Raw genomic sequence first — 13,166 nt, forward strand, 5'->3', positions numbered from 1 at the left:
TCGCGGCCAACTCACAGCCGGGGATCGATCGGCTCACTTTCCAGCGCCAGCACGGCGAAGACGCATTCATGGATGCGGCGCAGCGGCTCGCGCGCGACAAAGCGCTTCAACGCCTCATGGCCAAGGGCGAATTCCCGCAAGGCAAGCGCCCGCTTGCCGCCAAGGCCGCGCTGGCGCAGCCGGACGAGATTGTCCGGCGCATCATATTCGGGACCATAGATGATGCGCAGATATTCGCGGCCGCGCACCTTGAGGGCGGGCTGGATCAGGCCCTTCGTTCCGCGGCTGACGAAGTTGCGCGGTTTGACGACCATGCCTTCGCCGCCCGCGCCGGTGAGGCTTTCCCACCAGCTGACGGCATCGGCGCAAGCATTTTCATCGGCGAGCGCCACGACACGCCACTGCGTTCGGGTGACGATGCCGGCATCCGCATCGGCGAGACGGTCGGCGAGCGTCATATGCCAGACGTGATCCTCGTCGAACCACACGCGCCCTTCGCTCGCCAGAAGATGGAAGGGCGCGATCTTGAGATCGCCGATGCCCGTGACCGGCCAGACATAGGGCGCCCAGGCCTTGCCATAGAGGGCGGCGCGCTCCGCACGCCCGGCGAAGCGCTCGCGCAATACGGCAAAATCGCCGGAGCGGGCGCTGGCCCGGTCCAGGGCCTCGTTCACCGCGGCGAAGCCTTCGGCGGATGAGGTGGCGACCGGCGCATACTGGCTTTCGATGAGGCTGTTCGCCTTGGCCGACCAGGGCATGATCTCGGCGTCGAGCAGCAGCCAGTCGCTGCCCAGTTCCTCCCACAGGCTCAAGGTATCGGCCGCCCCGCGCAGGCGGGCGAGGACGCCTTCGGTCATCTGGCCGTCGCTGAAGAAGGCGCGGCCGGTGCGCGTCCAGATCGCGCCGGTTTCATTCCCCGTTACACCAAAGCGTGCCCGGGCAGTTTCGGCAGATCTGCACAAAGCGATGATGGCGCGCGAGCCCATATGCTTTTCCTCGCACACGACCTCGACCACGCCGCGCTCGCGGAAATGGGCGAAGGCCTCTTCCGGGCGTTCGAGCCAGCCTTCGGCGAGGCTGGTCTCCGACGGCGACATGGTCGGCGGCAGGTAAGCGAGCCATTGCGGGGCGAGCGTGAAGCGGCTCATGACCTCGAGCGCCGCGGCGGCATTCTCTTCCGCCACCACGATGCGGCCCCTGAGCTCGGTATCGATCCAGCGCCGGCCGGTCACATCCATGATATCGAGAAGCTGGTCGGCAGCGGCCTGCGCCGAGGCATCCGCTGTCTTCGCAGCGAGCGGACGCACGGGCTCGCACCAGACCTTTCCGGCCGCGACCTCGACCAGCTCCTTCTCCGGCCAGCGCAGCGCCGTGAGCTTGCCGCCGAAGACGCAGCCCGTGTCGATGCAGATCGTATTGTTTACCCATTCGGCTGCGAGAACCGGCGTGTGCCCATAGACGACCGTGGTGTCGCCGCGATAGTGGGCGGCCCAGTCGGCCCGCACCGGAAGGCCGAACTCGTCGATCTCGCCGGTGGTTTCGCCGAACAGCGCGAATTCGCGCACGGCGCCGGACCCGCGCCCGATCATCTCGGCCTTGATCCCGGCATGCGCGACGGCAAGCCGGCCCTGGTCCAGCCAGACATGGCTGCGCAACTGGTTGAGGAATTTGGGCAGGGCTGCGCGGAAGCTCTCGCTCTCGCTTTGCAATTGGTCGATCGTCTGCTGCAGGCCATGCGCGATCGCGACCTCGCGGCCGGCCAGCCAGCGCTCGAGCTTGCGGTCGTGATTGCCCTGCACGACATGGGCGATGCCCGCCGCCACCATGCTCGTGGCGATGCGCAGGACATCGGGCGAGTTTGGGCCGCGGTCGGTGAGATCGCCGACAAAGACCACCTTGCGCCCTTGCGGATGCGTGACGGCAACCTGTCGTTCTCCAGCGCTGCCGGTCCAGGCGACCTCATAACCGAGCTTGGCAAGAAGCGCCTGCAACTCATCGGCGCAACCATGGACATCTCCGATGACGTCGAAGGGACCATGCTCCGTGCGCTTGTCGGTCCACAGCGGCACGCGCGCCAGCGTGGCAGCTTCCACGGCTTCGGCGCTTGAGAGTTTCCACACCTGCCGGAAGCCTTCGCGCTCGAGGCCGCGCAGGCCGCGGCGTATTTCCGAGACCATCCGGCGCACCACTTCGCCGCCGAACGGCCGGTCCGGCCGCGTCCGGTTGCGCTCGATGCAGATGTCGATGCCGGGATCGATCACGATGGCGACCGGCAGGGCATGCCATCGGCGCGCCAGCTCGATCCAGCCCTTGCGGTCGGCGGCGCGCACATTGGTGGCGTCGATGACCGCCAGCCGGCGGTTCTTCAGCCGCTTGCCGGCGATCTCGCGCACCAGGTCGAAGGCATCGCCGCTGATGCTCTGATCATTCTCATCGTCACTGACCAGGCCACGGCAATGATCGGACGAGATCACCTCGGTCGGCCGGAAATGCTTGCTTGCAAAGGTCGATTTGCCCGATCCCGACGAGCCGATGAGCACGATCAGGGAGAAATCGGGAATCTCGATATGATGGTCGCTGTTCCTCATCGGCTGAACACCGCCATCTGCGAGGGCGCGCCCAATTGCGCATCTTCCGGGCCGATGAAGCTGAGCGCCGGCTGATAGCCGTAAGCCGAAGCGATCCGGTCCGCCCAGGCCCCGAATTCGGCGCGCGTCCATTCAAAGCGATGGTCAGGATGGCGGAAGGCGCCGGCAGCGAGCGTCGGGAAGAGCGCATTATAGTCGGCATTGGGTGTCGTCACGATCACCGTCCTCGGCCGCGCTTCGCCGAACACGATGCGCTCCATCAACGGCAGGCGGTCGGGATCGAGATGCTCGATGACTTCCACCAGGGCTGCCGCGTCGGCGCCCGCCCAGCGCTCGTCGCGATAGGTGAGAGAACCATGGATGAGCGCGATGCGGCCTTCCGGCGGTCCGCCTGGCTGCTGGAGCTTGAGCCGCCGTGAAGCACGTTCGAGCGCATGGATGGCCGGATCGAGGCCGATCAACTGGCGCGCCCAGCTTTCGCGCACCAGACGCTGCAGCAATTTGCCTTCGCCGCAGCCCAGATCGACCACGCTCTTGGGACCTATGGCCCGCAATGCCGCGGTGACCGCTTCGAGGCGCGCGTCATGCAGCCGGATCGGGGCTTCGAGCGTCTCCTCGGGCGCCGTCTTGACCTCGGGCTCGACCGCCTCGTCCTGCGTCTGCGGCGCCAGCCTTTCGAGCGCCGCACGCGCCAGGATGCCGCGATGGCGCAGATACCGCCTGACGATCAGGTCCTTGGCCGGGTGGCTGTCGAGCCAGCCTTCGCCGCGCTTCAGCAATTTGTCGATCTCATCCTCGCCGACCCAGTAATGCTTGGTGTCGTCGAGAACGGGGATCAGGACATAGAGATGGGTCAGCAAGGTGCTGAGCCGCGCTGAGCCTGCAAGTTTCAGCCGGGCATAGAGTTTCTGCGCAGGCCCGAGGGTTTCGACGACGATGTTCCAGCCCAGGGGCTCGAAGAGCTGGCGCACCAGGGCCTCGCCGCCCCGCATCGGCACAGGCGTGATCACCGCCTCGAGCGGGATGGCGCTGTCGGCAAGATCCTGCCGCACGGCGCAGGTGCCGGCCATGGCGGTACGGAAGGCCTTGTTGAAGGCTACCGAGAGGAAGGAGGACGCCGCATAGGGCCGGTCATTCACATAGTGATCGAGGAGGCCGTCGCCCTGGCCCTTGCCGCGCACCAGCCCGATGGGATCGATGTCGAGAACGAGGGCCGCTTCGCAACGCTCCTCACGGGCCTCGGGATAGAATATCCAGGCCTTGCCGAAGGTGAGCTCGACTTCATGCAGCCGGTCGGGATGCTTGTGGAGCAGAAAGCCCAGATCGGTGGCCGGCCGGTGCGTGGTGGCGATCGACAGAAACATGCCGTCAGATAGCCGAGCACCGGAAGTTTATCCAGCGTGAAGTCCGCAGTCTTTGCCGCTATACCGGACCAGGGTAAGTTCAGGGACGAAAGACGATGACACTTCCATCCACGGCACAGTTCCTCGCGGCGTTGTCGGCCGAAAACGCGCATCCCGACATACCGGCCGGACAGCGCATCTTCTCGCCCTTCATCGGCGATTGGGATCTCGTGGTCTCCTGGTTCGACGAGGCGGGCAGGCTCAGCCGCGAGGAGCGCGGCGAATGGCACTTCTCATGGATACTCGAGGGCAGGGGCATCCAGGATATCTGGATCGTGCCGCCGCGGGCGGAGCGTGGCGGGAGCGCAGATCTCTATGAATATGGCACCAGCCTCAGATTCTATGATCCGGCGATCGAGGCGTGGCAATCGACCTGGATCGGGCCGATGCATCATGTGGTGCGGACTTTCATCGCGCGCCGGATCGGCGATGAGGTGGTGCTCGAGACGACGCAAGGCGAGGTGCCGCGCATGCGCTGGTCCTTCGCCGATATCGGGGCGGAGTCCTTCGCCTGGCGCAATGAGCTGTGGACGGGAAATGGCTGGCGCGTGCAGCAGACCTTCGCCGCGAAACGGGCCCGATAGCGTCGTCTCGCAATTATAGGCATCCTTTCATTTTTGCCGCGCATGAAACGGGCTGCGTTGCGCCGGCTGAGGGATCAGGAAGGAGCATCATTCAATGAAGGACTCCTCTCATGCCATCTCTCGCCGACAAGATCGCTATCATCACAGGTGCAAGTTCGGGAATAGGCCGTGCTGCTGCCAGGCTCTTTGCCGCGGAAGGAGCACGGCTTGTTCTCTGTGCGCGGGGTAAAGCGGAGCTCGCAGCAACCGCCGATGAGATCACGCGCGCCGGTGGCGTGGCCGTCCCGGTCGCCGGCGATGTAAAGAGCGAAGAGGTTGCCCGCAAGCTGGTCGACAAGGCCTGCGAAGAATTTGGCGGCCTCGACATCGCCTTCAACAATGCCGGCACGATGGGAGAGATGGTGCCGGTCCCGGAAATAAGTGTCGCCGGCTGGCGCGAGACGATCGACACCAACCTAACCAGCGCCTTCCTGGCGGCGAAATATCAGGTTCCGGCGATGCTCGAGCGGGGCGGCGGCTCGCTCATCTTCACCTCGACCTTTGTCGGCCACACGGTGGGCTTTCCCAATCTTGGCGCCTATGCGGCGGGCAAGGCCGGCCTGGTTGGACTGATGCAGGTCATCGCCGCGGAGTTCGGCGCCCAAGGGATCAGGGCCAATGCGCTGCTGCCCGGCGGCACCGATACGCCGATGGGCCGCAGCGTCATCAACACGCCCGAGATCAGGAGCTTCGTCGAGGGACTGCATGCGCTGAAGCGCCTCGCCGAGCCTGAGGAAATTGCCCGCTCGGCGCTGTTTCTCGCCTCCGATGCATCGAGCTTCATGACGGGCTCGGCGCTCATGGTCGATGGCGGCGTGTCGATCAACCGGACATAGCTGGAATAACGATCGCCTTCACATCCTGTTCTCTCATTGCGCCACCGCATCGCATCACGGCAAGGTCGTCTTCACCGCCCAGGCGCGCCCGACAAGATTGATGGGACCATCGCCACCGACGATCTCGGCGAGCTTGGCCTTGAGGCGGTTGCGCTCCTCCTCCGGCAGCTTCGCGCAATAGCCGGGTGCCGGCCCCGCACCCAGGGTGAAGGGCCGCCAGAAGGATTCGAAATCCGGAAAGGCGGTTTCGATCTCGAGCGCATCGATGACCGGCGCCGGCAGGCCGGCATCGGCGCAGAGCTGGGCCAGTCCGGGGCGCGTGCAGAACGGAAAGCGCGTGCCTTCATCGAGCGCCCGGGCCCCGGGATCGATCGCGGCGGCAGCCTTCCAGAAGGCATCGATGAACCCCATGCCGCCCCCCGGATAATCCCAGACATAGAAGGAGAGGAGACCTTTCGGCCTGAGCACGCGTTTCATCTCGGAAAGCGCCCTGGCCTTGTCGGGAATGAAATTGAGAACGAGAGCGGAGGCGACCACATCGAAATCGGCATTGGATGCCGGCAATTGCTGGCCGTCCGCCACTTCGAAGCGCACCCGTTTGTCGTTCGCCTGCGCATGTGCATAGGCGATAAAGTCTTTGGAGGGATCCGTGGCCAGGATCGATTTCGGATTGCAGCCGGCGAGGACAGTTGCCGTGAGTGCGCCGGTGCCGCAGCCGACCTCGAGCCAGCTGGCGCGGCGCGGCGGCACAAGCCAGGCAACGAACTTCGCCGCCATCTGGCGGCTCCAGCGTCCCATGAAATGTTCGTAATTCTGGCCGGCGCTCCAGGCGTCGAATTGGGCAGTCTGAGTCATCTTCCACCTTGTGAGTTTGAAAGAGAATTGGGCGCCCAATGCGGCGCAACCTATACGATATTGATGGGCGAGGGGAACTCTTTCTTTTGGCGGCGCGCATTATTGAGAAATCCGTCTTTGCCTGGGAATGCAATGACGCAGGTGCGAGCATAAGACATTGATATTGTTTCGGTTTATTTTCTCGTCGCCGCGTTAACCTTTTCTCTTGCGGCAGCTTTCCGACCCGCTACTGTGGCGTTGGTAAACTACAACCGGGGGATTTCATGTCATCGCTCTGGACGGCGGGCATCCGGCTCGGCGCCTGTCTTTTTCTCTTGCTCTTCGTTGCCGGCGATATCCAGGCGCCCGCCGAGGCGGCGAAGCCCACGCACCAGCAGGCTATGGCCGCCTGCCGCGCCAAATACGGCAAGAAGGTTACGAATGTGATTGTCAACAAGAACGGGACGCTCACCTGCCAGTGGCAAGTGAGGCGCGAGATGACGCGCGCCGAGGCCTATGAGAGTTGCCGGAAGAAATTTGGTCCGACAACCATCATGCTTCAAAAGAAGAAGAGTGGCTGGGTTTGCCGCTATAAGCCGCGCACCAGCTTCTAGGTCACTGACCAACTTTTCCCATGGTAGAGATTCCCATGACCGTAACCAGAGCAGCAGTGCTTGTTTCGACATTTGCCGGCATGCTTTCCTTGCTGGCACTGATCCACATGCCGGCACCTGCCGAGGCGGCGCGGCCATCGCACAAACAGGCCATGGCCATTTGCCGGTCGCATTACGGCAAGGACATTACCGGTGTCGTCATCAAGAAGAACGGGCAGATCGTGTGCCAGGAAGGGCCGGGCGCAGAGGCAAGCCGCAAGGAAGTCTTCGAGTGGTGCAAGAGGAAATTCAGCGCCACGACCGTCGTCGTCCAGAAGAAGGGCAAGCGCTGGCATTGCCTCTATTACGGGCGCTACTGAGACGTCCGGCGGCGCTACTTCACCCCGGGGGCGTTTGGTGGCACACTTGCCGGACCATGACACGGCAAGAGAATCACCGCCGCGTAGCGGCGTTCATGGCAGCCATGGCGTTCTGCGCCGGACTGTCCTTCGCGACGCGCGAGGCAGAGGCGCGCGACTGGGATCCCAAGTTGAACGATCAGGCCTGGGCCTGCTCGACCCTTTACAGCCGCTCGCCCATCAAGGTGATCAATAGCGCGGACAGTGCCACGGCAATATGCCTGGGTGAGGGCAAGAAGGGCCGCAAGGCGATGTCGCGCAGCGAGGCCTATGAATTGTGCCGCGAGCAGTTCGACGCCACGACCTTGATGCTCAGTTGGACCAGCAAAGGCTGGCGTTGCCGTTATTACGGCCGCTGATCCGCCGGCGCAGACCAGGAAGACATACCAGGCCACATTACCCAGCATTCGCGAGGAACCATCATGAGCCTGCTCATCATCGGCATCGTCATATTCATCGGCACCCATCTGTTGGCCATGCTGTTGCGCGGGCCGCGCGATCGGCTGCTCGCGCGCCTGGGCGAAGGGCCTTATAAAGGCCTGTTCTCGCTCGTCTCCGTCATCGGCCTCGGCCTCATGATCTATGGCTTCTATACGACGCGCGGCATGCTCGAGCCCGACGACTATCTCTACACACCTGCTCCCTGGACGCGCCATGCCGCGATGGGGCTGGTGCTCCTGGCCTTCATCTTCATCGGCGCTTCGCATGGCAAGGGTTATCTGAAACTGTGGCTGAAGCAGCCGATGTCAATCGGTTTCGGCCTGTGGGCTCTTGCCCATCTTCTTGCCAATGGCGAGCGGCCGGATGTGTATCTCTTCGGCTCGATCCTGGTGCTCGCCGTGCTCGACATCATCCTGTCGACGGCGAGAGGCCTGGTTCCGCAGCATGAGCCGCAGGTGAAGTCGGATATCAGAGCCGTGATCATCGGCGTGATCCTCTATCTCGTCTTCCTTTTCGTCATCCATCCTTACGTGTTCAAAGTTCCCGTCCTCACATGATCCTGCTTGCCTTGGGCGTAGTCCTCTTTGCCGCCAGCCACCTGACCCTCGCTGTCCCGCACCTGCGCGAAGCAGGGCGTCAGCGGTTCGGCAAATTCTATGGGCCGGGCTTCGGCCTGCTCTCGCTCTTGCCGCTGGTTCTCATCATCATGGGCTGGCGGACGGCGCCCTTCAGTCCCGTCTATGACGCGCCATCCTGGGGCAGGATCGCCACCTTCGTCCTGGTCCTTCCGGCATTTCTCTGTTTCGGGATTTTTCTGTTTCGCGGCTCATGGCGCCAGAAGCTGCGTTTTCCCCTGGCTCTGGCCGTCGCCTTCTGGGCGGTCGGCCATTTGCTCGCCAATGGCGATGGCGCAAGCCTCATCCTCTTCGGCGGCATGCTCGTCTATGCGCTTGCGCATATGGCGCTCGGCGTCGTCAATGACGTGCGCCCGTCGCCGATCGTGCGCGAGGGCCATGACGTGATCTCGCTGGTCATCGGCGTCGCTCTCTATGGCGTCGTGGCGCAACTCCACCCGCTGTTCACGGGCGTGCCGGTGGTGACCTTGTCGCTGTGATCGACATCCAGGTGCCCGATGCGGGCACCTGGTTCAGTTGCTCAAGCCGCGTTCCGCTTCGGCAGTTTCCAGTTCGGGCGGACGAAATGGCAGGTATAGCCATTCGGATAGCGCTCCAGATAATCCTGGTGCATGGCTTCCGCCTCCCAGAAATCGCCGACAGGGGCGAGCTCGGTGACGACCTTGCCTGGCCACAGGCCCGATGCATTCACATCGGCGATCGTGTCTTCCGCCACTTTGCGCTGCTCCTCGGACGTGTAGAAGATTGCCGAGCGATAGCTGGCACCCATGTCATTGCCCTGCCGGTTCCATGTCGACGGGTCATGGATCTGGAAGAAGAATTCCAGAAGCGCGCGGAAGCTGATCTTGGCGGGATCGAAGATGATCTCGATCGCCTCGGCGTGGCTGCCGTGATTGCGATAGGTGGCGTTCTTTACGTCACCTCCCGAATAGCCGACGCGCGTGGAGAGAACACCCGGATAGCGGCGCAGGAGATCCTGCATGCCCCAGAAGCAGCCGCCCGCCAGGATGGCACGTTCAGTCGTGGCACTCATGCGCGGGCTCCTTCCTTTGAAAACAGCTTGGCATAGTCGCCATAGCCCTCGGCTTCCAGCTCATCCACCCGGATGAAGCGCAGCGCCGCCGAGTTTATGCAGTAGCGCAGGCCTCCGGCGTCGCGCGGGCCATCGGGAAAGACATGGCCCAGATGGCTGTCGCCATGCGCCGAGCGAACCTCGGTCCTGATCATGCCGTGGCTCAGGTCCCGGTTCTCGACCACATTGCCGGCATCGACCGGCGTCGTAAAGCTCGGCCAGCCGCAGCCGCTGTCGAACTTGTCGAGCGAGGTGAAGAGCGGCTCGCCAGAGACGATATCCACATAGAGGCCGGGCTCCTTGTGATCCCAGAATTCATTGGCGAAGGGGCGTTCGGTGCCGCTGTTCTGGGTGACCCGAAACTGCTCGGGCGTCAGGCTGGAAAGGGCTTCCTTGGTCTTCTTATAGGTTTTCAAGATTGTCCTCCATGTCCGAAGTTCGGGCCTTAATATGGGGTTCGACGGCTCTTTCGTCGATCCCCGGCACTTCGTTACAGCATATGCACCATGCGCGCCCTGCCGGCCAGAAAGCGGCTTTACCATGGACCAGATGTGCAAAATCAACAGGTTGCCCAAGGCAGCCGAGCGGGATAGGTTCCCCGCTATGTCACTGCATAGCGACCAGAAACGCCTCACCGCGCCCGACATCACCGCCCGCAAGGGCAGGGAGCCGATCGTCGCGCTCACCTCCTATCATGCCCATACCGCGGCCATCGCCGATAAATACTGCGACTTCCTGCTGGTTGGCGACACGCTGGGCATGGTGATGCACGGCTTTGAATCGACCCTGCCGGTGCCTCTCGAGCTGATGATCATGCATGGCCGCGCCGTGATGCGGGGCGCCAAGCGGGCGCTCGTCGTCGTTGACATGCCCTTCGGATCCTATGAGGAGAGCCCGGCGCAGGCCTTCCAGAACGCGGCGCGCATCATCAAGGAAACCCAATGCGGCGGCATCAAGCTCGAAGGGGGCCGGCGCATGGGCGAAACCATCCGCTTCCTCACCGAGCGCGGCATTCCGGTGATGGCGCATATCGGGCTGACACCGCAATCGATCAATGTGCTGGGCGGCTTCAAGACGCAAGGTCGCAAGCGTGACCAGTGGGCCGAGATCGAGGAGGATGCGCGGGTGGTGGCCGAAGCCGGCGCCTTCGCCGTCGTCCTCGAGGCGCTGGTCGAGCCCTTGGCGGCGAAGCTCACCAAGGCCATACCGATCCCGACCATCGGCATTGGCGCCTCGGCCCAATGCGACGGTCAAATCCTCGTGATGGAAGACATGCTGGGCCTGTCGCCGCGCGTTCCGAAGTTCGTGCGCGAATTCGGTGAAGTCGGCAAGGCCATTGAAAAGGCGATCAGCTCCTATGCGACGGAAGTCCGTGCACGGAGCTTCCCGGCGCCGGCGAATACCTACGAGATCAAGGACTGAACCTGCTATAAGGAGTGCCGAATCGTAAAGGGGGAGATCGATGATCCTCTCACGGCGCTCCTTTGTCGCAAGCGGTGCTGCCTTTGCCGCGCTCCCTGGTCGGCTTTTCGCCCAGACGGCGGAAGACGGCTTCACCGTCCTGACGATGCGTCCGGTTGCAGCGAAGCTCATGGAGGGCGACCGTCCGGCGGCGCGGCTCGAAAGCCTGTCCGGTGAATGGCCGCCCCCGGTGCTGCGCGCCCGCCAGGGTGAGGAACTCAAGCTGCGTTTCCTCAATGAGCTCGACAGGCCGGTCGCATTGCATTGGTACGGCATCCGCGGCCCCTCCGGCATGATGAGCATCAGCGTGGCGCCGGGCGTGGACAATGCCTTCGACTGCGTCTTCGCTGCCCCCGATGCCGGAACCTTCTGGCTGTCGCCGGTCGCCGATGTGTCGCGGCAACGCGAGATGGGACTCTATGCGATGGTGGTGGTCGAGGAAAAGGAGCCGTTCACCAGACTCGCCGACACGACGCTGGTCTTCGACGACTGGCGGCTCACCGATGACGGCCAGATCGAGGCCGACACATTCGGCAACCTCGAAGACGCCATTGCGCAAGGACGCCTCGGCAACTGGTTCACGGTCAATGGCAGCTACCGCCCGAAGATCGACATGCCCGCAGGGCTCGTGCGCCTGCGTGTCCTCAACGCCGCCAATGTCCGCACCATGTCCCTGCTGGTCAAGGGCGCCGATCCGCTGGTGATCGCCGAGGATGGCCAGCCGGTGCCACCCCGCCAGCTGGGTGCTTCGGGCCTTGTCCTGGCGCCGGGGCAGAGAAGCGATCTCCTGGTGGAGGAGGGCGAAGAAAGCATCACGCTTGCCGTCAACTTGTTCGAAGACATCATCGAAGCGGCCTATCTCGAGCGCAAAGGTCCCGCCGTCAAAACGGAACTTCCCGATAATTTCGCCCTGCCGCCCAATCCGGTTTCCGCCAGTCTCGACATGGCTGCGGCGAAGACCGTTCCCTTCCTTCTCGAAGGTGGCGAGAAGGGCGGCATGACGGGGGCGGTCTTCGATGGCGAGAGGCTCGACCTCAGGTCCCTTCTCGAAAGAGGCATGGCCTGGGCCATCAATGGGACGGCGGGCCTGGGAGCCGACCCCTGGGCCACCTTCGCGCGGGGCGAGACGGTGATCCTCGCGGTCGACAACCGGACCAAATTCGACCAGCCGCTCCATATCCATGGCCATGTCTGGCAGGTCATCGACGAGCAGCCGCAGCCTTTCCGCGACACGATGGTGATCCCGGCCGAAAAGCAGGTTAAGCTGGGCTTCGTGGCCGATAATCCCGGCAAATGGGGCATCCAGAGCACCATTGCGGAACGGGTCGATTCCGGCCTCATCACCTCCTTCGAGGTTACCGGCTGATCTCGCCGGGAATGCCGGCCAGGGCCGGCGAGGTCGATTTGCCTTGATTTGGCCGTTTGGCTAAATTAGCAGCTTCATCAAAGCCTTAAAGCCGTCATTCGGGAGCCCCCAAAAGTGAGCGATGAATCGCTGTTCAGAGAAGTGGACGAGGAAGTCCGCCAAGACCAGGCCAAGAAGCTCTGGGCTCAATATGGCAATTATTTCACGGCCTTGGCAGTGGCCATCGTGCTCGGCGTCGGGGGTTTCAAGGGCTGGCAGTATTGGCAGCTGAGCCAGTCTGAAACGGCCGCCCGCGTCTTCACCGAGGGGGTCAAGCTCCAGGGTGAGGGCAAGACGGCGGATGCCGATGCCGCCTTTGCCGCGATCGAGCACAAGGGCTACGCCAAGCTTGCGAGCCTGCGCCAGGCGGCGGCGCTCACGGCAGCCGGCAAGACCGATGAAGGTGTTGCCCTCTATGACGCCATCGCCAACGACCAGAACAACGAGCAATCGATCCGCGACCTGGCCAGGCTGCGGGCGGGCTATGCGCTCGTCGATAAGCTGGCCCCGGCCGAACTCATCACCAGGCTCGGCTCGTTCGACAACGAGCAGAGCCCCTGGCGCGGGCTTGCGCGCGAGATCTTCGCGCTGTCGGCCTACCGCACCGGCGACTACACCATGGCGAACCGCTATCTTAACGCAATCATTGCCGATCAAGGCGTAGCCTTGGAACTGCGCCAGCGCGCCCAGACGCTGCTGGAAGTGCTGACACCGCTCTTGAGCGCGAAAAAATAGAGAATGATCCCGAAAAGTTGCTCGACTTTTCGGATCAGATCATGCGGAAGGAAAAGCATGATCCCGAAAAGTTGCTCGACTTTTCGGATCAGATCATGCGGAAGGAAAAGCATGATCCCGA

Annotated in this window: 15 protein-coding genes; 10 read left to right on the plus strand and 5 right to left on the minus strand. The window is 63.3% G+C overall.

What is annotated here, in order from left to right:
- Positions 1 to 11 precede the first annotated feature (11 nt).
- Positions 12 to 2,588 (minus strand): polynucleotide kinase-phosphatase, encoded by a 2,577-nt coding sequence (locus DT068_RS08080; RefSeq protein ID WP_119389264.1) that lies wholly within the window; start codon positions 2,586 to 2,588, stop codon positions 12 to 14.
- Positions 2,585 to 3,952: a 3' terminal RNA ribose 2'-O-methyltransferase Hen1 gene (locus DT068_RS08085; RefSeq protein WP_119389265.1), complete on the minus strand. Its 1,368-nt coding sequence runs from the start codon at positions 3,950 to 3,952 to the stop codon at positions 2,585 to 2,587. Before DT068_RS08085 ends, DT068_RS08080 begins: the two co-directional genes overlap by 4 nt.
- A 95-nt stretch (positions 3,953 to 4,047) precedes the next feature.
- Here DT068_RS08085 and DT068_RS08090 point away from each other — a divergent pair, with 95 nt between their 5' ends.
- Together DT068_RS08090 and DT068_RS08095 are read left to right on the plus strand one after the other, a co-directional pair.
- On the plus strand, positions 4,048 to 4,575 hold the full coding sequence (locus tag DT068_RS08090; protein ID WP_162914056.1) for a hypothetical protein: 528 nt from the start codon (positions 4,048 to 4,050) through the stop codon (positions 4,573 to 4,575).
- Between the two features lie 110 nt (positions 4,576 to 4,685).
- A complete protein-coding gene (locus tag DT068_RS08095; RefSeq protein WP_119389267.1) occupies positions 4,686 to 5,450 on the plus strand; it encodes an SDR family oxidoreductase in 765 nt (254 codons plus the stop codon).
- A gap of 54 nt (positions 5,451 to 5,504) precedes the next feature.
- Here the strand turns inward: DT068_RS08095 and DT068_RS08100 are convergent, their stop codons facing one another.
- The gene (locus DT068_RS08100; protein ID WP_119389268.1) at positions 5,505 to 6,305 is read right to left on the minus strand and encodes a class I SAM-dependent methyltransferase; all 801 of its coding nucleotides are present in this window, start codon (positions 6,303 to 6,305) and stop codon (positions 5,505 to 5,507) included.
- A gap of 263 nt (positions 6,306 to 6,568) precedes the next feature.
- On the opposite strand from DT068_RS08100, the gene DT068_RS08105 reads away from it, so the two are divergent.
- The 5 genes from DT068_RS08105 (at position 6,569) to DT068_RS08125 (ending at position 8,851) form a co-directional block, all read left to right on the plus strand.
- Positions 6,569 to 6,898, plus strand: a complete 330-nt coding sequence (locus DT068_RS08105) for a hypothetical protein (RefSeq protein ID WP_119389269.1) — start codon at positions 6,569 to 6,571, stop codon at positions 6,896 to 6,898.
- Between the two features lie 35 nt (positions 6,899 to 6,933).
- Positions 6,934 to 7,257, plus strand: a complete 324-nt coding sequence (locus DT068_RS08110) for a hypothetical protein (RefSeq protein WP_162914057.1) — start codon at positions 6,934 to 6,936, stop codon at positions 7,255 to 7,257.
- A 95-nt stretch (positions 7,258 to 7,352) separates the two neighbouring features.
- Positions 7,353 to 7,655, plus strand: coding sequence for a hypothetical protein (locus DT068_RS08115; RefSeq protein WP_162914058.1), 303 nt, complete (start codon positions 7,353 to 7,355; stop codon positions 7,653 to 7,655).
- 63 nt (positions 7,656 to 7,718) lie between these two features.
- Complete coding sequence (locus tag DT068_RS08120; protein WP_119389272.1) at positions 7,719 to 8,294, plus strand: NnrU family protein; 576 nt, start codon at positions 7,719 to 7,721, stop codon at positions 8,292 to 8,294.
- An 11-nt stretch (positions 8,295 to 8,305) separates the two neighbouring features.
- The gene (locus DT068_RS08125) at positions 8,306 to 8,851 is read left to right on the plus strand and encodes an NnrU family protein (RefSeq protein WP_368904538.1); all 546 of its coding nucleotides are present in this window, start codon (positions 8,306 to 8,308) and stop codon (positions 8,849 to 8,851) included.
- A gap of 41 nt (positions 8,852 to 8,892) precedes the next feature.
- On the opposite strand, the gene msrA is transcribed toward DT068_RS08125, so the two are convergent.
- Together msrA and msrB are read right to left on the minus strand one after the other, a co-directional pair.
- On the minus strand, positions 8,893 to 9,405 hold the full coding sequence (gene msrA, locus DT068_RS08130; RefSeq protein ID WP_119389274.1) for a peptide-methionine (S)-S-oxide reductase MsrA: 513 nt from the start codon (positions 9,403 to 9,405) through the stop codon (positions 8,893 to 8,895).
- Complete coding sequence (gene msrB, locus DT068_RS08135) at positions 9,402 to 9,860, minus strand: peptide-methionine (R)-S-oxide reductase MsrB (protein WP_368904539.1); 459 nt, start codon at positions 9,858 to 9,860, stop codon at positions 9,402 to 9,404. Before msrB ends, msrA begins: the two co-directional genes overlap by 4 nt.
- 187 nt (positions 9,861 to 10,047) lie before the next feature.
- Between msrB and panB the strand changes: the two genes are divergently transcribed.
- The 3 genes from panB to DT068_RS08150 all read left to right on the plus strand — a co-directional run bounded on the left by panB (position 10,048) and on the right by DT068_RS08150 (position 13,045).
- Positions 10,048 to 10,866 carry a 3-methyl-2-oxobutanoate hydroxymethyltransferase gene (panB, locus tag DT068_RS08140; RefSeq protein WP_119389275.1) on the plus strand — a complete coding sequence of 273 codons (819 nt, stop codon included), beginning with the start codon at positions 10,048 to 10,050 and terminating at the stop codon, positions 10,864 to 10,866.
- A gap of 40 nt (positions 10,867 to 10,906) precedes the next feature.
- Positions 10,907 to 12,271 carry a multicopper oxidase family protein gene (locus DT068_RS08145; RefSeq protein WP_119389276.1) on the plus strand — a complete coding sequence of 455 codons (1,365 nt, stop codon included), beginning with the start codon at positions 10,907 to 10,909 and terminating at the stop codon, positions 12,269 to 12,271.
- A 114-nt stretch (positions 12,272 to 12,385) separates the two neighbouring features.
- On the plus strand, positions 12,386 to 13,045 hold the full coding sequence (locus DT068_RS08150) for a tetratricopeptide repeat protein (RefSeq protein WP_162914059.1): 660 nt from the start codon (positions 12,386 to 12,388) through the stop codon (positions 13,043 to 13,045).
- The last annotated feature ends 121 nt before the right edge of the window (positions 13,046 to 13,166 follow it).

The organism is Taklimakanibacter lacteus, assembly GCA_003576695.1.
Classification (GTDB): Bacteria; Pseudomonadota; Alphaproteobacteria; order Rhizobiales; family Aestuariivirgaceae; genus Taklimakanibacter; species Taklimakanibacter lacteus.